This is a genomic window from Rufibacter aurantiacus (assembly GCF_017916345.1).
Classification (GTDB): Bacteria; Bacteroidota; Bacteroidia; order Cytophagales; family Hymenobacteraceae; genus Nibribacter; species Nibribacter roseolus.
The window spans coordinates 608,285-630,916 of sequence record NZ_JAFMSV010000004.1 but is presented as its reverse complement, the minus strand read 5'-3'; the positions used below and the strand labels follow the sequence as shown (position 1 = coordinate 630,916).

21 protein-coding genes and 1 tRNA gene are annotated in these 22,632 nt (G+C 51.9%); 11 read left to right on the top strand and 11 right to left on the bottom strand.

Features of this window, described 5'->3' with window-relative positions; translation table 11 throughout:
* The first annotated feature begins 253 nt into the window (after positions 1 to 253).
* From J3P34_RS17455 to J3P34_RS17435, 5 genes are read left to right on the top strand one after another with little or no spacing between them, the layout of a single operon-like run.
* Positions 254 to 1,141, top strand: a complete 888-nt coding sequence (locus tag J3P34_RS17455; RefSeq protein WP_210462752.1) for an STAS domain-containing protein — start codon at positions 254 to 256, stop codon at positions 1,139 to 1,141.
* A gap of 12 nt (positions 1,142 to 1,153) precedes the next feature.
* Entirely contained in the window at positions 1,154 to 1,552 is a 399-nt protein-coding gene (locus J3P34_RS17450; protein ID WP_210462751.1) for an STAS domain-containing protein, read from the top strand.
* Positions 1,536 to 1,949: an anti-sigma regulatory factor gene (locus tag J3P34_RS17445; protein WP_210462749.1), complete on the top strand. Its 414-nt coding sequence runs from the start codon at positions 1,536 to 1,538 to the stop codon at positions 1,947 to 1,949. Before J3P34_RS17450 ends, J3P34_RS17445 begins: the two co-directional genes overlap by 17 nt.
* The gene (locus J3P34_RS17440; RefSeq protein WP_210462747.1) at positions 1,939 to 2,982 is read left to right on the top strand and encodes an ATP-binding protein; all 1,044 of its coding nucleotides are present in this window, start codon (positions 1,939 to 1,941) and stop codon (positions 2,980 to 2,982) included. Before J3P34_RS17445 ends, J3P34_RS17440 begins: the two co-directional genes overlap by 11 nt.
* A 7-nt stretch (positions 2,983 to 2,989) precedes the next feature.
* A complete protein-coding gene (locus J3P34_RS17435; RefSeq protein WP_210462746.1) occupies positions 2,990 to 4,357 on the top strand; it encodes a sensor histidine kinase in 1,368 nt (455 codons plus the stop codon).
* A gap of 63 nt (positions 4,358 to 4,420) precedes the next feature.
* Here J3P34_RS17435 and J3P34_RS17430 read toward each other — a convergent pair whose 3' ends face one another.
* On the bottom strand, positions 4,421 to 4,843 hold the full coding sequence (locus tag J3P34_RS17430; RefSeq protein ID WP_210462745.1) for a response regulator: 423 nt from the start codon (positions 4,841 to 4,843) through the stop codon (positions 4,421 to 4,423).
* Positions 4,844 to 5,184: 341 nt separating this feature from the next.
* Between J3P34_RS17430 and J3P34_RS17425 the strand changes: the two genes are divergently transcribed.
* The 4 genes from J3P34_RS17425 (at position 5,185) to J3P34_RS17415 (ending at position 9,226) form a co-directional block, all read left to right on the top strand.
* Positions 5,185 to 5,589, top strand: a complete 405-nt coding sequence (locus J3P34_RS17425) for a hypothetical protein (protein ID WP_210462744.1) — start codon at positions 5,185 to 5,187, stop codon at positions 5,587 to 5,589.
* A gap of 1,264 nt (positions 5,590 to 6,853) precedes the next feature.
* Positions 6,854 to 6,982, top strand: a complete 129-nt coding sequence (locus J3P34_RS22265; RefSeq protein ID WP_262713900.1) for a hypothetical protein — start codon at positions 6,854 to 6,856, stop codon at positions 6,980 to 6,982.
* Positions 6,983 to 7,314: 332 nt separating this feature from the next.
* On the top strand, positions 7,315 to 7,983 hold the full coding sequence (locus tag J3P34_RS17420) for an outer membrane beta-barrel protein (RefSeq protein WP_210489894.1): 669 nt from the start codon (positions 7,315 to 7,317) through the stop codon (positions 7,981 to 7,983).
* A gap of 112 nt (positions 7,984 to 8,095) precedes the next feature.
* Entirely contained in the window at positions 8,096 to 9,226 is a 1,131-nt protein-coding gene (locus tag J3P34_RS17415) for an alkaline phosphatase D family protein (RefSeq protein ID WP_210489893.1), read from the top strand.
* 188 nt (positions 9,227 to 9,414) lie between these two features.
* On the opposite strand, the gene J3P34_RS17410 is transcribed toward J3P34_RS17415, so the two are convergent.
* The 4 genes from J3P34_RS17410 to J3P34_RS17395 all read right to left on the bottom strand — a co-directional run bounded on the left by J3P34_RS17410 (position 9,415) and on the right by J3P34_RS17395 (position 13,395).
* On the bottom strand, positions 9,415 to 9,933 hold the full coding sequence (locus J3P34_RS17410; RefSeq protein WP_210489892.1) for a GyrI-like domain-containing protein: 519 nt from the start codon (positions 9,931 to 9,933) through the stop codon (positions 9,415 to 9,417).
* Between the two features lie 127 nt (positions 9,934 to 10,060).
* The gene (locus J3P34_RS17405; protein ID WP_210462740.1) at positions 10,061 to 11,827 is read right to left on the bottom strand and encodes an ABC transporter ATP-binding protein; all 1,767 of its coding nucleotides are present in this window, start codon (positions 11,825 to 11,827) and stop codon (positions 10,061 to 10,063) included.
* A gap of 121 nt (positions 11,828 to 11,948) precedes the next feature.
* A complete protein-coding gene (gene truA / locus J3P34_RS17400) occupies positions 11,949 to 12,758 on the bottom strand; it encodes a tRNA pseudouridine(38-40) synthase TruA (protein ID WP_210489891.1) in 810 nt (269 codons plus the stop codon).
* A gap of 178 nt (positions 12,759 to 12,936) precedes the next feature.
* Positions 12,937 to 13,395, bottom strand: a complete 459-nt coding sequence (locus J3P34_RS17395; RefSeq protein ID WP_210489890.1) for a hypothetical protein — start codon at positions 13,393 to 13,395, stop codon at positions 12,937 to 12,939.
* Between the two features lie 275 nt (positions 13,396 to 13,670).
* On the opposite strand from J3P34_RS17395, the gene J3P34_RS17390 reads away from it, so the two are divergent.
* A complete protein-coding gene (locus J3P34_RS17390; RefSeq protein WP_210489889.1) occupies positions 13,671 to 14,147 on the top strand; it encodes a DUF4293 domain-containing protein in 477 nt (158 codons plus the stop codon).
* 169 nt (positions 14,148 to 14,316) lie between these two features.
* Here J3P34_RS17390 and J3P34_RS17385 read toward each other — a convergent pair whose 3' ends face one another.
* The 6 genes from J3P34_RS17385 to J3P34_RS17360 all read right to left on the bottom strand — a co-directional run bounded on the left by J3P34_RS17385 (position 14,317) and on the right by J3P34_RS17360 (position 21,864).
* Positions 14,317 to 15,003 (bottom strand): proline and serine-rich protein 1 family protein, encoded by a 687-nt coding sequence (locus J3P34_RS17385; RefSeq protein ID WP_210489888.1) that lies wholly within the window; start codon positions 15,001 to 15,003, stop codon positions 14,317 to 14,319.
* Between the two features lie 150 nt (positions 15,004 to 15,153).
* Complete coding sequence (locus J3P34_RS17380; RefSeq protein WP_210489887.1) at positions 15,154 to 16,323, bottom strand: AIR synthase related protein; 1,170 nt, start codon at positions 16,321 to 16,323, stop codon at positions 15,154 to 15,156.
* 422 nt (positions 16,324 to 16,745) lie between these two features.
* Positions 16,746 to 18,674, bottom strand: coding sequence for a CHU_0125 family OmpA-like outer membrane integrity protein (locus J3P34_RS17375; RefSeq protein ID WP_246853767.1), 1,929 nt, complete (start codon positions 18,672 to 18,674; stop codon positions 16,746 to 16,748).
* Positions 18,675 to 18,689: 15 nt separating this feature from the next.
* Positions 18,690 to 19,181 carry a hypothetical protein gene (locus J3P34_RS17370; protein WP_210489886.1) on the bottom strand — a complete coding sequence of 164 codons (492 nt, stop codon included), beginning with the start codon at positions 19,179 to 19,181 and terminating at the stop codon, positions 18,690 to 18,692.
* Positions 19,182 to 19,607: 426 nt separating this feature from the next.
* Positions 19,608 to 20,414, bottom strand: a complete 807-nt coding sequence (locus tag J3P34_RS17365) for a (Fe-S)-binding protein (protein WP_246849914.1) — start codon at positions 20,412 to 20,414, stop codon at positions 19,608 to 19,610.
* Between the two features lie 97 nt (positions 20,415 to 20,511).
* Complete coding sequence (locus J3P34_RS17360) at positions 20,512 to 21,864, bottom strand: 4Fe-4S dicluster domain-containing protein (RefSeq protein WP_428480481.1); 1,353 nt, start codon at positions 21,862 to 21,864, stop codon at positions 20,512 to 20,514.
* Positions 21,865 to 22,047: 183 nt separating this feature from the next.
* On the opposite strand from J3P34_RS17360, the gene J3P34_RS17355 reads away from it, so the two are divergent.
* Positions 22,048 to 22,123: transfer RNA gene (locus tag J3P34_RS17355), tRNA-Phe, on the top strand.
* The last annotated feature ends 509 nt before the right edge of the window (positions 22,124 to 22,632 follow it).

The following is a 22,632-nucleotide window of genomic DNA, read 5'->3' as shown; positions in this document are numbered from 1 at the left end:
CCGCTTACTCCCTTTTTAACTTTCTGCCTTTTTCCCCGCCGTCTTCCCGGCGGGGATTTTTTATGCATCCTCATTAAAACCGGCCTTCTTTAAAAACAAATTCCTGGCGTACCCGTTTAGCCGCTTTATTTATTACTTTTACCCCAAATTATTACTTTCAACCCAAATGCCTCCCCCATATTAAGGGCTGTTTTCAGGAAAGAGGCACAAAAACGCAAATTTGTCTTCTTACTCCCTGACAACCCAACCCTTTATGAACAAAGAAAGCGCCGCAGCACTCAAAGGCAAGAAAAAGCAAATCCTGGATACCTGGATGTCCAACCAGACCAAAGATGCCGCCCTCCGCGATGACCTTATGAGCGTAGCTGAGTTGCAGCAGCAATCAGAAGAATTCCTGAACTCCCTGCTGAAAGCCTTTGCCTCATCCCAGGCAGAAAACCCTGACTCAGCGGGGTATGAGCCCATCCACGATATCCTGAGCGAGATTTCCATCTCCCGGGCGCGTCAGGGCTTTTCTCCCCGCGAGACCAGTGCCTATATCCTCAGCCTCAAAGAAGTACTGAGCCAAATGCTGGAAGAGCGTTACAAAGAAGACACAACCGTTTTGTACCGCGAGATCATCTCCATGAATAAAATCATGGACAGCCTGAGCCTGGTAACCACAGAAACCTACATCAAAGGCCGCGAAGAGGTAATCCTGCGCCAGACCAGCGAAATGAGCGAGATCTCCACCCCTGTAATCAGGGTATGGGAAGGCATTCTGGCGTTGCCCATCATCGGCACCCTGGACAGCGCCCGCACCCAGGTGGTGATGGAGGCCCTGCTGGAGGAGATTGTGGCCACCGGCAGCCGTATTGCCATCCTGGATATCTCCGGCGTACCTACCGTTGACTCCCTGGTGGCCCAGCACTTGATTAAAACCGTGAGCGCCGCCAGACTGATGGGTGCCGAGTGCATCATCAGCGGTATCCGCGCCGAGATTGCCCAGACCATTGTGCACCTGGGCATTGACCTTACCAACATCTACACCAAAGCCACGTTGGCCAGCGCCCTGAAGATGTCTTTCTCCATGCTGAACATCCAGGTGTCCAAAGCTGCCCAGAACGGTCAGATAGGGTCTAAACAGAACTTCGGGTTTTAAGGAAACGCTGCCATGGAAAGAATACCTATTTTAAAGATGGGCCCCTTCCTGCTGGTAACCATCCAAGTGGATTTATATGACCGGCTGGCCCTTACCCTGGAGAACGACCTCATCAACATGGTGAGCAAGACCGAAGCCAAGGGTGTATTGATTGATATTTCTGCCGTAAGCATAGTAGACTCCTTCATGGGTCGTATTCTGGGCAATATTGCGTCTATGTCTAAAATCATGGATGCCGCCACTGTGGTGGTAGGCATGCAGCCAGCGGTAGCCATTACGCTGGTAGAACTAGGTCTTACCCTCGCGGGCGTTCACACTGCCTTGGACGTGGAGCAAGGCATGGAACTGTTGCGCAACAAAATTGGCCAAATAGACACCGACGAAGAAGGCCTCTATGATAGTTTTATCTAAGGAGAAGCTGAGCATACAGAAAGAGCAGGACGTAGTTTTGTTCCGGAACCGGATAAAGGAGCTGGCTACTAAAATTGGCATGAGCCTGGTGAACCAGACCAAGTTGATCACGGCAGCCAGTGAATTAGTCCGGAATATGCTGCGCTACGGCGGCGGCGGCATTACCCACCTGGAGATTGTGAGCAAAAACAGCATCCCGGGGGTGCGCCTGGTCTTTGCCGATGAAGGGCCCGGCATAAAAGATGTAACCTTGGCCATGAAAGACGGTTATTCTACCGGAAAGAGTTTAGGACTGGGCTTGCCGGGTGCCAAACGGCTAGTGAATGAGTTTGACATCAAAAGCGAACCCGGCAAAGGCACCACAGTCACCATAATACGGTGGAAAAATGGACTTTAATTTTGCTGAACACCATCATTTCCCGCTGGCAGACAGGACCTTCCTGAACATTATCCGGCGCGATATTGCCAAAATTGCCGAGGCCACCGGATTCACCGAAACCGAGGCCGGCCGCGTGAGCCTGGTAATCACGGAAATGGCCACCAACCTGGTGAAACACGCCGACTCCAAAGGCGGCGAGCTGTTGGTGAAGGCCATCTGTGAGGAAAACGGGAAAACCTGCGGCGTGGAACTGATCTGCCTGGATAACGGTCCTGGCATGAGTGATCCACAGCGCATGATGGAAGACGGCGTCTCCACATATGGCAGCATGGGTCAGGGTTTGGGCGCCATCAAACGGCAGTCTGACTTCTTTGACATCTATTCCCAGCGCGGTATTGGCACGGTGATTCTTTCCCGGGTCTACCGGAAAGGTAAAATCCCTAAATCGGCGGCCAGAAGCGAGCAGAAATTCCAGGTGGGCGCGGTACTGGTACCCAAACCCGGCGAGAAAGTAAGCGGCGACGGCTGGGGGCTGCGGCTGTCTCTCCAGGGAGCGCATCTGCTGGTGCTGGACGGACTGGGCCATGGGGAACATGCCCATGAGGCCGCCCAAAACGCCTTGCAGGCTTTTAAGCAGCAACCCAAACAAACGCCTTCCGAGATGCTGCGCGGTATTCATGCCCTCATTAAACGCACCCGCGGGGCGGTGGGCGCCATTGCCCAGTGGAACACAGAAACCAATAGCCTGCTGTTTTGCGGCATCGGTAATATTGCCGGACGGGTCATCATGCCAGACAAGTCCAAAAGCCTGCTGTCTTATAACGGCACCCTGGGCATGAGCATGCCTAACACCATCAATGACCAGCACCTCACCTGGGAAAGGGGCAATATCATGATCCTGCACTCAGACGGCCTGAAAAGCCGGTGGGATTTAAGCAAGTACCCGGAACTGACCAGGCATGACCCAACGTTGATTGCAGCAGTACTCTACAAAGACAATACCCGCACCACCGATGACACTTTGGTAGTGGTGGTGCGCGCTACTGATTGAATCTGTTATGGACCAGCCCATCACCACCATAAAGCTGCAGAACGAACTGGATGTTGTACTGGCCTACAAAAGGGCCATGCAGCTTTCTGAGTTCTCGGGGTTACCCGTGGCCTCCCAGACCAAGTTCGCCACGGCTGTTTCTGAGATCTGCCGCAACGTATTGGAGCACGTGGGGGAAGGCACCATCAGGTTCAACATGCTGGAAAACCGGGGCATTATGCTGCTGGAGGCCTTTGTGACCGACCGGGGACGGGGCATCCCTAACGTACAGACCCTGCTGGACCGGCAATACACGCCTCCGGCCGGCGGCAAAGGACAGGGCATCTACAGCTCCCGTAAACTGGTGGACTACTTTTTCCTGGACAGCGATTTTGAGAAAGGCACCCGCGTGCGGCTGCAGAAGCGCATCCCTAGTAACCATCCGCCCATCAACAAAGCCATTATCCAGGGGTGGGCGGACTATTTCAACCATGAGTCTGAGATATCGCCTTACGCCGAGATAAAGCGGCAGAACATGCAGCTCATTGAGCTCATGGAGCAGCTGCGGGTGCGCACCATTGAGGCAGAATACCAACTGCGAGAAATCCAGCACCTGAACCAGGAACTACAGACCTCTAACCAGGAAGTGAACGCCCTGCTGCAGGAACGCGAAACCAAGAACCAGCAGCTGGAGAAAGTAAACAAGACCCTGGATGAATTCGCGCACACCGTGACCCATGACCTGAAAGCGCCGCTCCAGAACATAAAAGGTCTGGCAGATGCCATCACCGATTTCATGGAAGAGGGCAGCATTGAGGAGGCCCAGGCCGTAATGCCCATGATCCAGCTGCAGCTCAAGCGCATGGACCACCTGATCACAGACGTGCTGGCGTATTCCCTAACCGGGCGGCAGCAGATCCAGAAAAAGCCGGTCTCCGTGGGTAAACTGGTGTACAATGTTGTTACTTCCCTCACCGTACCCGAGGGTATTTCTATCTACATCCCAGACAACCTTCCGGTACTGGAGGCCGAGGAGATTTATCTGCAGCAGATTTTCAGCAACCTGCTGAGCAACGCCGTGAAGTACCATGATCTGCCCACCGGTAGCATTTGGGTAAGGGCCTATGAAAGAAACGGCTTCTGGGAGTTTGTGGTAGAGGATGATGGCCCCGGCATTCCGGCCGCCGATCAGGAGAAGATCTTTGAACTGTTTGAGACCACCAGTGACGTGAACCACGCCGACAGCACTGGCATTGGCCTTGCCATTGTGCGCAAGATCATGGAAGAGAAAGGCGGCCGCGTATGGGTACAGTCAGAAGACCGGGGAACGGCCATGCATTTCACCTGGCCCTTTGAACCAGACACTGTCCGGCAAATAACCGACCACCTGGTCTAAGCCCCATATAAAAGCAAAAGGCGCAGTGATCCTGCGCCTTTTGCTTTTTAGAGATAAGTAAACTTAGTTTTTCTGGTAATAGTCGGCCATGATTTCTTTGACGTCACTCTCCGTCAAGGCCTTGGAGAAGTGCTTCTTCACAGATTCATAGCCTTTCAGGCGCTCCAGGTCATAGAAACTGGCTGAGGAGGTAAGCATAAGGATGATCATGCTACCGAACTGCGATAAGGCTTGGTTGTGGTACTCGTCCAGAAAGCTGAACCCGTCCATCACCGGCATTTTGATGTCAAGGAAGATGAGGTCTGGGTATGCCTGGCCACTCTGGGCCGAATTCTGCAGATACTCAAGGGCTTCCGCTCCGTTTTTCTTGATCAGGATTTCTTTGGCCACGCCCAACTTGGTTAATAAACGCTTATTCACAAAGTTGGTGGTATCATCATCATCAACCAACATGATCAAATTTAAGGGCTCAAACTGAGTCTTCATGCAAAAGTTTTAAGAGGTAGGTAAGAAAAGGTCCCTTTGTCTTCAACCGCCAAATATAGCAAAACTGTGGTAATTTTTATTTTAACGTAGTTTTTAAAGCCAGAAACCAATGGCTAAACGCAAGGCCCGTTTTCTTGTTCTGCTAAAAATTTCTGCTCCCTGCCCTTTGCCTGGGTTTGTTTAAGCCCTGTTTTTCTGAAAACGGCCCTGCAACCAACTTTAACACAATCTGTGGGTATTGCGTATGAGGAAATGGATTGACATCGCGCCTCGTACGTTTTTTCCCTTTGTACAAAGATCCGGATGCACCCGTTTACTCGTACTTATAAATCATTGAGAACATGGCCATTAACCTACAGCAAACCAGTGCCCGCCTGAACTTCTACATGCGCATAAAAGAGTTGGACGTGTACCAGCTTAGTGTGCTTACCAAAACGCCACCAGACGTTGTGGGCTGCATTCTGCAGGGGGAAGATTATTGTATGGATGACCTGGTTACGCTGCTGAAGCAGTTGCCGGACCTGAACTCCAGGTGGGTGATCTACGGAGAGGGAAACGTATTTAAATCTGAGACGAAAGAAGGCGAAGGTGCTTTGCCCACCGGCCTAAAGAAAGACCGTTCTGCTTACTTAGCCGAGATGCAGGCCTTGCTCCACCAACTGGAGGAGATTGACAAACAGAAGCAGCAGCAGAACCACTTAGACCAGCTGCGCAACAGAATAAGGGATCTGACCAAGCATATTTAGGCCCGTTTCTGGCATAGTTTTAGCAGATTAGCTTAAAACTGCACTACTCATGCACGGGAATGGTAGACGGAAGCCTGCTGGCCCCGTTATCTGTTATATCTCTGTAGAGTTGGAAACCAAACAACCCTAAGGCCAGTACTATGCACAAAAGCGTGAGGTATTGCCTAGGTGTTTTAGGGGGTTCTTTGTCTGGCAGGAGGCCGTTCTCCGGACAAGGTCACCACCAATTCCAGAATACCCCAGCCGCAGCTGCCACATACTTATAGGAGAATGCCGGCAGAAGCGCAATCCCAAGCAGCAGAGTTACTGCCAGTATTCGCCCTGTTTTTGATTTCATTTCTACAACTGGTGCCCATGGCTTAAGACAAACGAGAAGCGCTCAATAATGCCTTGGCCCTGATAATAAATTTAAAGGAAGTAACGTGTTTAGGTAGGGGTAAAACCCTGTAATTCAATCTTTATAGTAGGAGGTATACATATTATGGGACAACACCGAAAACTAGAATTGCCGAAAGAGTTGTACTACTGCAACCGAAACCGATGGGGTTTTGAGTCAACCCACAACCCCCCGCTGGTGCTGCAAGAAACCATGCCACCAGTAGCTCCGCTGGCTGAGATTTATAACTTCTGCGGTTATACCTTCTCAGATAACTAGGAATACTTTAGCAATAGATACCCAAGTACTAGCCGCAGGCCGCTTTCTAGTGCTTGGGCTTTTTGTTGCCCTTTTTTTCTGTTTCGCTGTTGAGATCATAACATCTGGGTTCTTCAAAAACCCTAATAGTGGTTCCTTTTTTTTCAGAATACCTCTTCCTACAGCCATTTCCCGGGTTTTTAATGCACTTTAAGCCACCTTTTGTATTTAAACCTAAGGCACTTTGTACATTCTAGGGTTTAAACTCTGATTAAACCCACAGCCATAGCCAGGCAATCTCAGTATTTCCCGCCTTCCATGATGCTTTTTTAACCTCTTATAGAAAAAGTCTAAACATTTCTGAATCTAAATGGTTAAAAATTGAGCCAATCACCATGAAACAAGGGTTTTAACAACCATAAAGCATTTGCTGCTATTTTTAAAATACAATTTGATTCTATCTTTTTTACCGCAACCAGCACCCTGTATTTAAGTATAACTACTCACAAACTCTTGCATGAGGGGAGGTTAGGAGCAATGATGAAAAAACTGAGGCAGGTAAATTTGGAACTAAATAATTTAAAGACGAAAGCCAGAAACATTTTCAGACGCGGATACGAGGATCTAACCATGTTGATTTACTACCATGACTTGAAACAGCAATTTCAGCTCCTGATTGTAAACACCAACAACCTGCTGCTTCTGAAAAGAGAGATCACCCGGGCCGAGGCGTTCAGGATCATGAACACCCGCGCTTAGACTAAACTGTACCCCTATATGGGGCTTGTATATAATAGATAGGGCGCAAGCCAAGCATAAACGAAAGGACCAGCCGTAGAAAGCTGGTCCTTCTTTTTTGTGTTTGCTGTCGCGTCTTTAAAGTCTTTTACAACTTTCTACAGGGTACAGTAATTTGAGCCAATGTTGAAGCCTCCCCCTTTGTGACTATTAATAGATGTTTCTACCACCTGACAGGTGTTTTTATCAACATTTCGTTTAACTCCGCTTTTCTCTAAACCCCTTCAATTAACTTTATCATGAAATAAATACATCTATAAATTCATTATTATTTAATCCCCCTTCCACACTTCATGAAAAAGCTTTTAGCGGCACTAGCGTTCTGCAGCATGTCTTCTATGACTTTAGCCCAGGACTTTGGCAAAATGCTCATTTCAGGATCTGCGAGCTTCTCCACAAACAAAACTGAGAACGTAGTTACTTATGGTGAGATGAGAAGTACCAGGTTTGCCATCAGTCCAAGCGTTGGATTTTTTGTAAACCCTAAAATAGCCGTGGGCGCCTATGGCAGCTATTCTTTGAACTCCGCCCCCTTTACTTTGGGCCAGTCTAGTTCTGGAGAGTACCCTATTATAGAAAATAAAATTTCCGCCTACAGTTTTGGATCATTTGCCCGCGCCTACCAGCCCATTGGCACCAAGGTCGCTTTCTTTGGGCAATTAAGTGCCTTTTATACCCGTTCTAAAACAGAATACGATGAGGGGGAGCTCTCCTCTTCTCTTCATTTCCATGAGACATCCTCTAAGGGAGGCGGCGTAACCCTTTCCCCAGGCTTTGTGTTTTTCCCTTCCAATTCCATAGGGCTGGAATGTCTTCTAGGGAGTATTGCTTACTCAAGAATGACATCACAGATTGAAAAGCCGGTTTCCTCCACTGTAAACAACGCCTTTGATGTTAACATAGGGTTGAGAGGCTTATCCTTGGGCATCTCCTTATATCTGGGCCGAACTACCGCTGAATAAACAGCATATCTTCTATATAACACAAAAGCCGCTGCCTGCCTGTGGCTTTTGTGTTTATCGCATTACCTCAACTCACCGCATCCTGCACTGCTCCTCTGCCGTACCCTTGCGTATGCGTCACTTTAGAGATTGGCTCCTTTTTTCTCTGCTGCTTTCCCTTTTCTCCTGCACCTCGGCAGACACAGAGCGGGGTTTAGAGACCCTGCCGCTGGTTAACAGCCAAACGCCGCTAACCGTCATCGCGCTGGGTTCCTGTAACTCTCAGGACCGGGAGCAGCCGCTGTGGCGCGAGATCCTCAAGAACGAACCGCAGCTCTGGGTCTGGCTGGGCGACAACATCTACGGCGACACCGATGACATGCGTGTTTTGAAGGCAAAATACGAAAAACAGCTCCAAAACGAGGATTACCAAAAGCTAATGCAGACAGTGCCGGTGATTGGTATCTGGGATGACCATGATTACGGTCGCAACAACGCCGGCAAAGAATACAAACACAAAAGCCAAAGCGCCCAACTATTCTGGGATTTCCTGGATGAGCCCCTGCAGAGCCCGCGTCGGAAGCAGAAAGGCGTGTACAGTGCCCACACCTACGGCCCGCCGGGCCAGCAAATCAAAATCATTCTCCTGGACGGACGCTACCACCGCGATTCCCTACGGGGAGGGGAACCCGCTTACCAGAACAACCTTAAAGGCGACATGCTGGGAGAAACGCAATGGCGATGGCTGGAGAAGGAGCTCAGAAACAGCAAGGCCCAGTTTCACCTCATCGGGACGGGGTTGCAGATTATCACCAACGACCATGGCTTTGAGCGGTGGGGCAACTTCCCCAAGTCCAGGGAGCGGCTGTTCAACCTCATTGCCAAAACCAAAGCGCCCAACGTGATCCTGCTATCCGGGGACCGGCACTTCGCCGAGCTTTCCAAGATCTCGTGGCCCGGCGTGCCTTACCCCATCTATGACTTCACCTCCAGCGGCCTCACCCACAGTTGGATGGGCGGGCTGGTGAATGAACCCAACCGTTATCGCGTGGGGCAGATGCATGACAGACTCAACTTCGGGGTGATGCGCTTCCACTGGGAACAGACCATTGCCGCGGTAGACTTTGAGATCAGGGGCCGGGATAACGAGCTGCACCAACTGGTGAAGGTAGAATATGCGCTGCCCAAAACATCAACGGCAGCATCAGCAGCCAAACCACCTATTCTGCAGGAAGGTCAGAAGGCCAAGGTCCTGCACAAGTAAACCTCTCATCTCCTGAGATTCTCAGCATAAGAAGATGCCGTAACGAGGAGAAAACCGAAAGACTTCTCACAAAGCAATTGAACACGGCTCCACCGGCTTAAAAGCAAAAGCGCCTCAGGACAGATTCCCAAGGCGGTTACGTTTTGAGGCCGTTTTCCTGAAATCGGCCTTAAAACAGATAATTACTTCTAGGTCAGGGCCACCTCAATGACGGCTGGTTTGCCCTCTGGGAAACGTTCCACGTAAAACTCCTGCAGTTTGAGCTTCTGCTCCTCGGCGTACTCAAAGAGGGTGCTGTAGATGCGTCTGGGGGCAATGGTGATGTTGGCGTCTACCTCGCCTCGCAGGACTTGCCGGCCGGCGGGAACCACCCTATAAGTGAATCCGGAGGGTAAAGCAGCACTGGAATCCTTCACGGCTACGCCAATAAAGGCCTTGAGTGTTTTAGAGGCTTTGCCAGGGTTGTTGTAATAGATGCCCGCGAAATCACCGGAGAGTTGCTTCTGCTCCACGGCTTTGCCTACCTGCTGATAGATCTGGCCCAGCTCCTCAGAATCAGTGCTGCCTTCATAGTATTTGCCGGCCACAATCACCCCAGAAGACGTTGCCCGGGAAACCTTCACTTCGGCGAAACCGCCCATATAAGTATACACCACTAGTCCCAGACCAATGATCACCGCCAGGACAATCAGAAACTTTTTACCCATCTGTTTATTTATTCTCTTTGCGCCGCTTAGGGCAAGGCAAAGGTAAGGCTCAACCGCAAACCAGGCACCAGGTAAAAACCCGTTTAAGAGCCGATTTTCTAAAAACAGCCCCTAAACGGGTTTTCCTTTATACGAAGTTCTTGTACTGCATCTCGTGAAGCTGGGCGTAGTAGCCGCCCGACTGGATCAATTCCTCGTGACGGCCGCTTTCCTTGATCTCGCCGCGGTCCAGCACAATAATGTTATCGGCTTTCTGGATGGTGGAGAGGCGGTGGGCGATCACGATGGAGGTACGGCCCTCCATGAGCTGCGCGATGGCGAATTGGATCAGTTCCTCGGTCTCGGAGTCCACGCTGGAAGTGGCCTCGTCCAGGATGATGATTTTGGGGTTGTACACCATGGCGCGCACAAACGAGATCAACTGCCGTTGCCCCACGGAGAGCGTGGCGCCGCGCTCCATCACGTTGTAGTGCAGACCACCCGGCAGGCGTTCAATGAACCTGTCGGCGCCCACCAGTCGGGCGGCTTCCCACATCTGGGCCTCGGTGATGTCTTTGTTGCCCAGGCTGATGTTATCGGCGATGGTGCCGGAGAAAAGGAACACGTCCTGCAATACCACGCCAATCTGGCGGCGCAGCAAGTCCAGGTCGTACTCTCTAATATCAGTGCCATCTACCCGGATGGTGCCTTTGTTGATCTCGTAGAAGCGGCTGAGCAGGTTGATGATGGACGTCTTGCCTGCCCCCGTGGCGCCTACCAGCGCTACTGTTTGTCCGGCATACACATCGAAGGAAACCCCACGCAGCACCCAGTTCTCGTCATTGTAAGCAAACCAGACATTCTCAAACTGCACATCGCCGTTCACTTCCTCGGGCGCGTGGGTCCCAGAATCAGAGATCATCTCCTCGCTTTCCAGCAGGCGCATGATCCGCTCAGAGCTCACCACGCCCAATTGCAGCGTGTTGAACCTATCGGCAATCTGCCGGATGGGCCTAAAGAACATGGCAATGTACATGATAAAGGCGATGAGCGAGCCCAGCGTCACGGTATCCTGGATCACGCCTTTGGCCCCGTACCACACCAACAGACCCGTTCCGGCCGCGCCGATGACCTCGGCCACCGGAAAATAGATAGAGTAGTACAGCACCGATTTGATGTTGGCGCGGGTGTGTTCTTTGTTGATGGCCTGGAACTTCTTCATCTCGCGCTCCTCGTTGTTGAAAATTTGCACCACCATCATGCCCGTGAGGTGCTCCTGCACAAAGGCGTTCAGTTTGGCCACCGCGCCCCGCACTTCCTGGAAGGAGGCCTTCACCTTCTCCTTGAAAATATAGGTACTGATGATAAGTAGCGGGAACATGGAAAGGCTCACCAATGTAAGCTTCCAGTCAATCCAGAACATGTAGGCCAGGATGAAGAGAAGCTGCAGCACATCGCCAATCATGGCCGCGAGGCCTTCGGAAAATACATCAGACAGCGTTTCCACGTCGCTCACGTTCCGCGTCACCAACGTGCCGATGGGTGTGCGGTCATAGAACTTGAGCCGCAGCTTGAGGATGTGCTCATACAGCTTCACCCTGATGTCGCGCACCACGTACTGGCCCAGCCAACCGGCAAAGTAGGTGTGGAAGTACGAGACTGCCGTGTGGGCCACCAGCAGCACAATGAGCCAGATGAACATGCGGTTCACCCCTTGCCAGTTGTACTGCAGAATCTGCTTGTCCACCATCTCCTGGATGAGGAACGGACGGATGGTAGCCAGGATCGCCGAGGCCACAGTTAAAAAAATCACCAGATAGAACACCTTCTGGTACGGTTTCACAAACCGGAATATCTTGCGCAGGACTTCCCAGTCAAATGCGCTTCCGGTCTTGCTGCCTCCTATTTCACTCATTAGATCAATTGCTGGTTAAGTCTGAACCCGGTAATGCCGGGACCAAAACGTAAAAGTAAGGTAAGCCTCTCTGCATTTAGGCCTTGGTTTCTTAAAAGAAAGCGTAAAACAGGAGGTTTGGTTACGAGGATGGTTCCTCTGTTCTCACCTGTGCGGCAAGGACTTCCTCAAAGAGTACCCGCTGTTGGGCAAAATAGTTCTCCGGATATTCCACCCGGTGCAGAAACAGCCCCTCGGCAGGGGCGGCACCACTAGCCAGAGACCGGTCCTGGCGCTGGATCAGGTCCCGGAACTGAGCCACGGTAAGCTTACCTTTGCCCACGTCCAGCAAGGTTCCTACCACCAACCGTACCATGCCGCGCAGAAAGCGGTTGGCCTTGATGGTGAAGATTAGCTGCGGTCCGTTCTCCTGCCAGAAAGCCTGGGTAATGGTGCAACGGTAGTGCTTGGTGTCGCCTTTCACTTTGGAGAAGGTGGTAAAATCCTCCAGTTGCAGCAAGACCTGCGCCGCCTCGTTCATTAGAGCCACGTCTGGTCTGCGGGAAAGATGATACGCGTGCCGCACCAGAAAGGGGTTTTTCTCCAGGGTGATGCGGTATTCGTACGTTCGGCTGGTGGCATCAAAGCGCGTGTGCGCCTCGGGGCCTACCGGCAGAACCTGCCCCACGGAAATGTCAGGGGGAAGGATGCGGTTGAGCCTGTGCTGGATTTCGGCTGGTTTGTAGGCCTGCGGCAAGTCTACGTGCACCCATTGCTGGGTCGCGTGTACGCCCGTATCGGTGCGGCCGCTGCCTATGGTCTCCACCTGGAGTAACCTGAACACCGTGCGCAGGCAGTTATCCAGCACCTCCTGCACCGTGAGTGCATTGGGCTGTATCTGCCAACCGTGGAACCTGGTGCCGTCATACGCCACTTCTAAAAAATACCGCATGCCGCAAAGATACGCAATTACCGGGTGAGTCTCAGGCTCTGGCGCACTACCCCAGAACGGTCGGTTCTGTTTTGAGGCCGTTTTCTGAAAAACAGCCCCTAAACAGCCTTATGCCTTCCGCCGGAAAACACCCAGGAAAAAAAATCGGCCTCTGGAGAAGAGGCCGATTAGCTAGTATTTAGAACGGATTGGCGAAGGAGTTGCCCGTGGGCGAATTTCTATCTGCCTGCCAGGCGGCCTGACGGGCATCGCGTTGGCGCTCGTACTTGGTTTGCAGGGCTTGTCTTTCCTGCTCGTAGTCATTCTTCAGGCGGGCCATCTCCTGCTCATAAGAACCGGTGGTATTGCCGGCCTTGGTGAGGCGGTCATTCAGGCGGTGTTGCTTCCGGTTGTATTCCTCTTTAAGGTTCACCTGGTCGCGCTCATACTTAGCTTTGGCCTTGGCCGAGGCCTGCTGGTATTTCTCGTCTTTGCGGGCTGCCTTGGCCAGCAACTTGGCTCGCTTCTTCTCGGCTTTGGCAGATTGCTTGTCTCTGATCCCTGTTGAATACTTAGTCCCGGCAAGTTCTACTGCCGATGCTGTTCCCCCGCTTACTAACAGCAACCCTACTAAACTGAATACCGCAAGTCTTTTCATGATTCCAAGATTTTTATATAACTGGCTTTGCAACGTTCATGCCAACCAGAGCAAGTTAACCGCTTTGGCCAGACCAAAAAATCTTTTCTTTGCACACCTGTGTGTGGAAAACCACCCTTCAGCGGTGGAATACCTCTTCAACCAACTAATCCTCAGAACCTTAGTTTCCACATTATTCCTCCTCATCCCTGGCCTAAAGGATTGGTCTGGGGCGGGTATCTTGGTAAGCAAGATTTATGTAGTTTTGTAAAAGATATAGAAACCAATAAATAATTATGATTCAGAGAATCCAGAGCGTTTTCCTGTTTTTGATTGTGGTAGCCATGGTGGCTTTGTTTTTCCTGCCAATCTGGGCTAAAACCAATCCGGCCAACAACCAGGAGTACGCCTTAACCGCCTTTTCCTTAGGTCCTGTGAATGGCGCTGCCGATGCCGCCTCTACCAACACTATTTTCATCGCTATCCTGGCCGGGGCTGCCGCCCTTATTGCCCTTTATGAGATTTTCCAGTACAAGAACCGCCTGACCCAGATGAAACTGGGTTTGCTGAACTCACTGGTGATGGCCGCTCTCATGGGCTGCGCTTTCTATTTCTCCTCTTACGTGGGCGAGGACCTGATTAAAACCAATACCCAGGGCGAGTACCTCTCTGGTTTCTACCTGCCGGCTTTCGGGTTGCTCATGAACGTACTGGCCAACCGTTTCATAAAACGTGACGAGGACCTGGTGCGCTCTATGGACCGTCTGCGGTAAATCATACGGTTTAAGCTTAAAAACAGAAAGGCCCTGCTTCTAGAAGCAGGGCCTTTCTGTTTAGGGCCTTTTGATAATTAGCTAAGGTGTTCTGGCGGAGAAAACTCGCCCCTACCCCTCCAAGGAGAGGAATTTCTCCTTATGTATTTTCCCTAGTCCAGTTTAGCTTCTATCGTTTGTACAGGAAGTCCTGCAACTCACGGCGGTTACTGCTGAATTCCAGGGCATCAAAAACGCGGCTGAAGCGTTGGCGGTCGCAGACGTAGTCATAGGCGAATTTGGCCAGCGCTACCCTTCGGTCCTCAAAAGAGATGGCTTTCATGAGCAGGTAGAGGTCTTCGGTCATAATGCCGCCAACCAGTTTTATCTCGCCCTTGGCGATTTCCAGCCGCCGATCATCAAATCCTTCGTCCTTCATGAACCGGAGCACCCGGTCCACATCCTGCTGATCCATTACGTACTGACAGGCCACATTTCCGCCAGCGGGAGGCAAAGGACGGGAATAAGGCACATCCTCCACTTTGCGCAGCACCAGCGGGAAAGTACGGCCCGGCACGGTAGGCACCAACGTATACACGCTTTCATAACCACTGGCCAGGATGACCTCGGCGGTGATGTTCTGGGCCCGGCGGCCTCTGCCCAACACCCGCAGGTGCAGGATATGCCGGCCCGCCGGCAACTCGCCCACGGCTACCCTGGGCGCCGGAGATGGATTGATCAAACGGCCGCCAATGGTAAGTTGAAAATATTCGCCGCGCTGGGTTTCCACTAGAAGGGCGGCGTCCAGGGCTGGCTGTGCCTGCACTAACTGCATCAGGCACAGCATGAGTACACTCAGGATGTAAAAACGTTTCATAAGAGTAGTGGCTAACTGCTAAGTAGGTTATAACCCAATATTGTGCCAAACCTATATAACAACAAAAGTCCTTTCTGCTTAAAGACTGTTTTCAGCAAACAAGCCCCTAAACAGAAAGGACATTTATTTTTATCCTCCTGCTCTTATCGTTTATCCCTGGTAGTAAAACTGACCGTACGGGCTCTTGATGGTGAGTTCGTTTTTCTCGCTGGCCTCTACCCGCCCAATGATCTGCGCGTCTAGGTTGAATGACTGACTGATGCTGATAAGGTCCCGCGCGATGGCCTCAGGCACATACAGTTCCAGGCGGTGGCCCATGTTGAAGACCTTGTACATCTCCTGCCAACTGGTATTGCTCTGCTCCTGGATAAGCCTGAACAGCGGAGGTACCGGCAACAGGTTGTCTTTGATGATGTGCACGTTCTGGGTAAAATGCAGCACCTTAGTCTGCGCTCCGCCGCTGCAATGCACCATGCCGTGCAGCTGGCTGCGGTAGTCTTTCAAAATGGCCTGTACCAGCGGTGCGTAGGTTCTGGTAGGCGACAATACTAGTTTGCCCACAGTTAAGCCCGTTTCCTCATTGATATCTGTCAGTTTGCACGAGCCGGAGTACACCAGGTCAGAAGGCACGGCCGGGTCAAAGCTTTCCGGGTATTTCTTGGCCAGGTAATTGGCAAACACATCATGGCGGGCCGAGGTTAAGCCGTTGCTGCCCATGCCGCCGTTGTACTCGGCCTCATACGTAGTCTGACCGTAAGACGCGAAACCCACGATTACGTCACCGGGTTGGATGGTGTGGTTAGAGACCACATCTGAGCGTTTCATGCGGGCCGTTACGGTGCTGTCCACAATGATGGTACGCACCAAGTCGCCCACATCGGCGGTCTCGCCGCCGGTGCTGTAGATGCCTATTCCATTGTCGCGGAGCATCTGCAGGACTTCCTCGGTACCGTTGATGATGGCGGCAATGACTTCGCCAGGCACCAGGTTCTTGTTCCGCCCGATGGTGGAAGATAGCAGGATATTGTCGGTGGCGCCCACACAGAGCAGGTCATCGGTGTTCATCACGATAGCGTCCTGCGCGATGCCTTTCCAGACAGAGAGGTCGCCGGTCTCGCGCCAATACAGGTAGGCCAGGGCAGACTTGGTGCCGGCGCCGTCGGCGTGCATGATGTTGCAGAACTCAGGGTCGCCCACCAGCAGATCCGGGATGATTTTGCAGAACGCTTTGGGGAACAGGCCTTTGTCAATGTTCTTGATGGCGTTGTGCACATCTTCTTTGGAGGCGGACACGCCGCGTTGCAGATACCGGTTTTCCATGGCGGGAAAGATAAATTAGAAGCCGTTTAGGGCCAGATTTCACAAAACAGCCCTAAAACGAAGAGCCGCCCTTTGCTGGGCAAAAATAAGAAAGCCTCCCGGTTATGGGAGGCTTTTCTTTTGGTATTTCAAGTCGAGTACAGATTAGCCTGTGTTTTATTTAACTATTCGCTGGCGCGAGCCTCCGGCTCGTGTCCACACGTATTTTAAAATTACATCTTCCCTCTGCTGTCATCTTGGAAAGATCTTGTGGGCGAACTAGAAAGACGTTGACATAAACGCTTCTACAGCTTGTTCATAAGATCTTTCCAAGTTTACAAGAGAGGGTCATTGTTTCATTTGAAATGCATGTTTTCAAGAATGCGTGCGGACACGAGCCGGAGGCTCGCGCCAGCGTTCAGCAGAAGACTCGCTTTACTTCTTTACGGAGCCGGCTCGTCAATGCGGGTCACCTTGAATTCGGTGCGGCGGTTGCGCTGGTGCTGGGCCTCTGTTTTGGCGTTGCGCACCACTGGTCTTGACTCACCGTAACCGCGGGCTGTGATGCGTTTCTTATCTATGCCTTTGGAGATGATGTAATCCACCGCGCTCTGCGCTCTGCGTTGCGACAGGTCCTGGTTGTAGATGTCCACGCCGCGGCTATCGGTGTGCGAACTCAGCTCAATGGTGATGGTGGGATTGTCTACCAAGGTCTGCACCAGTTTATCCAACTCCACCGCCGCATCTGGGCGGATGTTGGCTTTGTCGTAGTCGTAGAAGATGTTCTCCACCACAATGGCTTTGTTCTTCACGATTTTGGCGAGCGTGAGCGTGGTGGTCAGCCTGATCTCGGTTAACGGTTTGGTCAGTTGGCTCTGCGGCGGGGTTTTGCCCTGCGTGATCACCGAGTTCCGGGCCGCAAAGTAGCCAGTTCGCTCCGCGATGACCGAATACACGCTGGCCGTATCCAGTTTGAAGGTGAAGTTACCGCTGGCATCTGAGGTGGCTTCGGCTACTTTCTGGCCCTGGGCGTTCTGCAGCGTTACCCGCGTGCCCAGCATGGGGGTGGTAGCGTTGGTTTTCTCGTTGCGCTCCAACACTTTTCCGTCTACGAAGAAGTTGACCAGCTTGGGTTGCCGTTTCGTGAAAGAGTACAGGTCATCGCCGCCCAATCCGCCGGAACGGTTAGAGGCGAAAAAGCCCTGGTCTTTGCCAGTAATAAGGATGGAGAAATCATCGCCCACTGAGTTGATGGGCGTACCCATGTTGATGATGGAATCGCCATTGATCCGGAAGACATCCAGTCCGCCCAGCCCAGGGTGACCGTCTGAGGCAATGTACAGGGTTCCGTCTTGCGCTACGTACGGAAAGGACTCGTTGCCCGGTGTGTTGATGGTAGGCCCCAGGTTTTCGGGTCGGGAGAAACGGCCGCCTTCATCCAAGGTGGTTTTCCAGATGTCGCGTCCGCCCTGGCCACCGCGGCGGTCAGAGGAAAAATAAAGGGTACGGCCATCGGGAGCAAACGCCGGGGACGAGTCCCAGGCTACCGGATCATTGAAACTGGCGGCGCGGGGCTCAGACCACTCTCCGGTTTTGTATTGCGAGATGTAGAGGTCTACGTTGGCGCTGCCGTTCTTTTTGCCGGTGTTGCCCCGCGCGAAGATCATGGTACGGCCTTCATTGGTGAAAGCCGGGGATGCGTCATGCACCTCGGGGGCGTTGAGTTGCGCTGAGAAAGGTCTTACCGGAGCGGCCGTGTTGCCGGTATCAGCCACGGGCACTACGTACAGGTTCAGGAAGCCCTCGCCATTGCCTTTGTATTTGGCTTCTTCGCGGGAAGAGGAGAAAATGACCTCGTTGTTCAGGATGATGGGCGAGAACTCAGAGGCGGCGGTGTTGGCGGCGGGAACCGGCCGTACAATCTTGTATGTGGGCGTATTCACGATGCTGGCCACCTGCTTCAGGTTTTCCACCTCTCTTTGGGCCAGCCGGATGAGCGTCTTGTTAGAAGCAACGGCCAGGTAGTTCTGCAGCTGCGTGGCGGCTTCCTCGTATTTGCCGTTGGCCTTTAATGCCATGCCGTAGCGGAACATGGTCTCCTCGGTTTTACGGGCATCCAGGGCGGCTTTGTAGTATTGCTCAGCCTGCGACAAACGGTTAGACAGGCGGTACGCCTCGGCCAGCTTGAAATTGACCTCAGCCCCGGTGCGGCCTTTCTTCAAAGCGGCCTGGTAGTGGTCAATAGCCAACTGGTACTCCTCTTTCTCGAAGTTCTTGTTGCCTTTCTGCACGGAGCTTTTGAAGGGCCCGCAAGCCGCCACCGCCAAAGACAAGGCCACTCCCATTACAAGCGTTCTGTTCTGTCGCATCATGTGCATTCCTACGCGTTATTGGCCCTGGAAATACCGAGCCAGCCAAGTATCTTTTGCCGGTTTGGGCCACTGCTCCTGGAGCGCCCCCACCGTTGGAATCAATGTATCGAAATAAAGAGAATCAGGCGATAAAGCTCCTACCGCCACCTCGGCTTTTATTCTGGCCAGGGGAAGCGTCCGCACACCACCTTCCTGCCTGAAAGCCAGTTGGGTACGGTCAAATAATTGAACGTTGAATTCCTGCTCTAATTGCCTTAAAAAGGCGACTGATTTATCAATGGAACACCCGCTGGCCGAGGCCACTTCTTCATTGGTGGCCAGAAACAGGAAGTGATGTTCCTTTATGCTGAAAGATGCCTGTAAATCGCGGCCGTGGCTGCTCCACTCCGTTACGAAATCCTGGAGTAGCCCGTTCATGCGCGCCTCCTCCCCTTCGGTCAGCGGACGGTCTATCTGGTACACCCACACCCGGCTATACGGCGGTAATTGCTCAAAAGGAACGTACATTTTTTGTAATATGCTAATTTTAAATAGACACAGTTAGATACAAGTATCGCGTATCATGTATCAGGACTGTGCATTGTTGTTTTCAGGCTAATTTTCTGGAAACAGACCTGAAACGCTTTTCTCCTGCTGCACCACCTCGTTACAGTGTAACGAGGCTACATTTCCGGCCTGTAGCGACGTTACACTGTAACGTCGTATGCCATGCCCATAGCCTAACAGCTAAATCGCAGTCAAACCCTTCCGCAAGTTCTCAACTCGTGTTTCTACCTTCTTTGGTATTCACGCAAGTTGAAAACTTGCGACAAGAATAGCTCCAAGTTAGAAACTTGAAGCAGGGTATACTATTTCAAGCCTGTTTTCTGAAAAACGGCCTTATATCGCTTCTGCTCTTCTCCTAAAGTCGTGCTACGCGATAATTGATACCAGTTACGCGTTAATCCCCTCGGCCTGCGCGATGAGTTCTGCGATGTCAAATACCTGCACGGAGTCTTCTTTGTTCTGGCTTTTCACGCCGTCAGACATCATGGTCATGCAGAACGGGCAAGCACTGGCAATGATAGTGGCGCCGGTCCCGATGGCTTCCTCGGCACGTTCCACGTTGATGTCTTTGTTTCCGGGTTCCGGTTCTTTCCACATCTGGGCACCGCCGGCACCGCAGCAAAGGCCATTCGCACGGCTGCGTTTCATTTCCACCAGGTCAGCGTCCAGAGCGGCCAAAACCTCACGAGGCGCCTCATAAATATTGTTCGCGCGGCCCAGGTAACAGGAGTCATGGAAGGTGATGCGCTTACCTTTGAACTCGCCGCCGCCGGCAATTTTCACTTTGCCTTCGTTGATGAGGTTCTGCAGGAACGTGGAGTGGTGAATCACCTCATAGTTTCCGCCCAGCGCCGGGTACTCGTTCTTGATGGTGTTGAAGCAATGCGGGCACGCCGTCACGATGGTCTTGATGCCGTAGCCGTCAAACGTGGCGATGTTGGTCATGGCCTGCATCTGGAACAGGAATTCGTTGCCTGCACGCTTGGCGGGGTCTCCGGTGCAGGTTTCCTCCATGCCCAGCACGGCGTATTTGGTGCCTACGTGCTCTAAAATCCGCACAAAGGCACGGGTAACATTTTTATATCGGTCGTCAAAGGCGCCGGCGCAGCCCACCCAGAATAATACTTCGGGAGTTTCACCACGGGCAGCCAGGTCGGCCATGACAGGTACTTGTATCTGTTTTCTTTCTGACATCAGGGTAATGTGCTAATTAGATAATGTGCTCATGTGCTAATTTATTAGGCATGTCGCACAAAAGCTAATGCTTGTTAGGCAAGCTGCTGTTTAGAGGCTAGTTTTTAGAAACGGTGTATAAATCATCGGCCCAGTTGAACCGGTCAGATGGAGAGAAGGCCCACGGCGCGCCGTTGTTCTCAATGTTATTGAACATGGTGTTCAGAGACGCCGGTGCCGCCGATTCTTCCAGCACCAGATAGCGGCGCAGGTCAATAATGGTAGACAGCTGGTTGATGTTCACGGGGCAAGACTCCACGCAGGCGTTGCAGGTGGTACAGGCCCACAGTTCCTCGGGCGTTACGTAGCCGCGCAACAGGGTCCGCTCTTCGGTTACTTTCACGCGCTCAGATTCCTGGCCGTAGTGCGCCGGGTTGAAGAGCAGCGGCGACTCGCCTTTCTCCTCCATCCGGTCACGGGTATCCATCACAATCTTGCGCGGTGACAGCAGCTTGCCGGTAAGGTTGGCCGGGCACACGCTGGTACAGCGGCCACACTCGGTGCAGGTGTAGGAATCAAGAAGCTGTTTCCAGGTAAGGTCTTCCACGTCTTTGGCTCCGAACTTCTGTGGATCAGCGCCCTCTGGGGCGGGTGGCACTACGTAAGCTGGGTCCAGCATGGCTTTGATCTCGTGCGTGATGCTCTCTACGTTGCTGAACTGACCTTTCGGCTCCAGCTTGGAGTAATACACGTTGGGGAACGAGGTAATGATGTGGAAGTGCTTGGAGCTGGGCAGGTAGTTCATGAACGCCAGGATACCCAGAATGTGCACCCACCAGCCAATGCCGGCAATCACCTGCAGGGTATTCACATCGCTCCCAAATAGGTCCACCATGAGACCGCTTACCGGGAATGCCCCCGCCAGTTGGTGTCCGCTCAGTTGCGCCAGTTTCTGGTCTGCGATGTTGAAGGCGAACAAAGCCACCATCAGCACAATCTCGGTGATCAGGATCACATTCGCATCCATTTTAGGCCAGGCGCGCATCTCGGGTCCGCGGGTCAGGCGCGGCACTTTGGTGAGGTTACGGCGGGCCAGGAAAATCACGCAGGCAATAATTACCAGAAGACCCAGCACCTCATTGATGGCCATGAGCACGCTGTACACCGGCCCCAGCACCCCCAGGATACGGTGCGTCCCGAAGACGCCGTCAATCAGAATCTCTATCAATTCCACGTTGATCACCAGAAATCCGATGTACACAAACAGGTGCAGCACGGCGGGCAAGGGCCGTTTAAACATTTTTTGTTGGCCAAAAGCGACTAATAAAAGGGCCTTCAAACGCTGGGAAACATCGCCTGAAATGGTCTTGTCCCTACCCATGTTAATGTTGCGCACAATCTTACGGATCTGCCACACAAACAGGCCGATACCTGCCAACGCCACCACCAAAAAGATAATATTACTGATCACAGAAAGGATATTTTAGACATGAAAACTGCTTGTACTACGAACGAATTTAACAAAGTATTCTGAAAAGGGCAGAAAAGATTTTTTTGCAAGAAGTTTTGCAAATCCGCGCAGGCTCCTTACATTTGCATACTTTTTCACCAGAACGGTAGCGAAACACCTCCGGGACGGTTGCTAAAAGATGCTGGTGATGTAGCTCAGTTGGTAGAGCAAAGGACTGAAAATCCTTGTGTCGTTGGTTCGATTCCAATCATCACCACCAGCAGAAAAGAGAATCCCGCTTCAGATAATGGAGCGGGATTTTTGTTTTCCGCTCATACACAGAATTTTAGCACTCTCTTCGAGCGTTTTAAATCATTGTGCGACCATTCGCATACGTCTAGTGCAATATACGCACACCTCAGCGAAAAGCATAGACGCTCCAGTTTCTGACACATCAACTGACGCATTTACTGACGCACTACTGCATCTCACGTCATACATTCTACTATCTTAGGGGTTAACATTACTACTGCATTGTATCACCTCAATGAAAAACCACGCGCTTAAGATCAAAAAAAGGAAACAGGAGATATCCTCTAATGGAGAATTGTTCGAACTAACCTCTCCTATACCATTGAGTCTTAGAGAAGTTTACCTGTTAACAAAGTCACTCAAAGACGAAGGTTACAGGATCAGGACCAATAAAGTTAAAGGAGGTATCCTTGTCTACAAAGCAGTACAACCCGGTCCAAAAGAACTTGATAACTAGCAGCAGAAAGAAACACAGAC

Excerpts from the sequence above, each read along its gene's own strand:
- J3P34_RS17380 (WP_210489887.1), bottom strand. The coding sequence starts at position 16,323 with ATGGAAAACCGGTATCTGCAACGCGGCGTGTCCGCCTCCAAAGAAGAT.
- J3P34_RS17395 (WP_210489890.1), bottom strand. The coding sequence starts at position 13,395 with ATGAAAAGACTTGCGGTATTCAGTTTAGTAGGGTTGCTGTTAGTAAGC.
- J3P34_RS17420 (WP_210489894.1), top strand. The coding sequence starts at position 7,315 with ATGAAAAAGCTTTTAGCGGCACTAGCGTTCTGCAGCATGTCTTCTATG.
- truA (WP_210489891.1), bottom strand. The coding sequence starts at position 12,758 with ATGCGGTATTTTTTAGAAGTGGCGTATGACGGCACCAGGTTCCACGGT.
- J3P34_RS17445 (WP_210462749.1), top strand. The coding sequence starts at position 1,536 with ATGATAGTTTTATCTAAGGAGAAGCTGAGCATACAGAAAGAGCAGGAC.
- J3P34_RS17425 (WP_210462744.1), top strand. The coding sequence starts at position 5,185 with ATGGCCATTAACCTACAGCAAACCAGTGCCCGCCTGAACTTCTACATG.
- J3P34_RS17410 (WP_210489892.1), bottom strand. The coding sequence starts at position 9,933 with ATGGGTAAAAAGTTTCTGATTGTCCTGGCGGTGATCATTGGTCTGGGA.
- J3P34_RS17415 (WP_210489893.1), top strand. The coding sequence starts at position 8,096 with ATGCGTCACTTTAGAGATTGGCTCCTTTTTTCTCTGCTGCTTTCCCTT.
- J3P34_RS17405 (WP_210462740.1), bottom strand. The coding sequence starts at position 11,827 with ATGAGTGAAATAGGAGGCAGCAAGACCGGAAGCGCATTTGACTGGGAA.
- J3P34_RS17440 (WP_210462747.1), top strand. The coding sequence starts at position 1,939 with ATGGACTTTAATTTTGCTGAACACCATCATTTCCCGCTGGCAGACAGG.
- J3P34_RS17435 (WP_210462746.1), top strand. The coding sequence starts at position 2,990 with ATGGACCAGCCCATCACCACCATAAAGCTGCAGAACGAACTGGATGTT.
- J3P34_RS22265 (WP_262713900.1), top strand. The coding sequence starts at position 6,854 with ATGTTGATTTACTACCATGACTTGAAACAGCAATTTCAGCTCCTGATT.
- J3P34_RS17430 (WP_210462745.1), bottom strand. The coding sequence starts at position 4,843 with ATGAAGACTCAGTTTGAGCCCTTAAATTTGATCATGTTGGTTGATGAT.
- J3P34_RS17390 (WP_210489889.1), top strand. The coding sequence starts at position 13,671 with ATGATTCAGAGAATCCAGAGCGTTTTCCTGTTTTTGATTGTGGTAGCC.
- J3P34_RS17385 (WP_210489888.1), bottom strand. The coding sequence starts at position 15,003 with ATGAAACGTTTTTACATCCTGAGTGTACTCATGCTGTGCCTGATGCAG.
- J3P34_RS17450 (WP_210462751.1), top strand. The coding sequence starts at position 1,154 with ATGGAAAGAATACCTATTTTAAAGATGGGCCCCTTCCTGCTGGTAACC.
- J3P34_RS17375 (WP_246853767.1), bottom strand. The coding sequence starts at position 18,674 with ATGATGCGACAGAACAGAACGCTTGTAATGGGAGTGGCCTTGTCTTTG.
- J3P34_RS17455 (WP_210462752.1), top strand. The coding sequence starts at position 254 with ATGAACAAAGAAAGCGCCGCAGCACTCAAAGGCAAGAAAAAGCAAATC.
- J3P34_RS17365 (WP_246849914.1), bottom strand. The coding sequence starts at position 20,414 with ATGTCAGAAAGAAAACAGATACAAGTACCTGTCATGGCCGACCTGGCT.
- J3P34_RS17370 (WP_210489886.1), bottom strand. The coding sequence starts at position 19,181 with ATGTACGTTCCTTTTGAGCAATTACCGCCGTATAGCCGGGTGTGGGTG.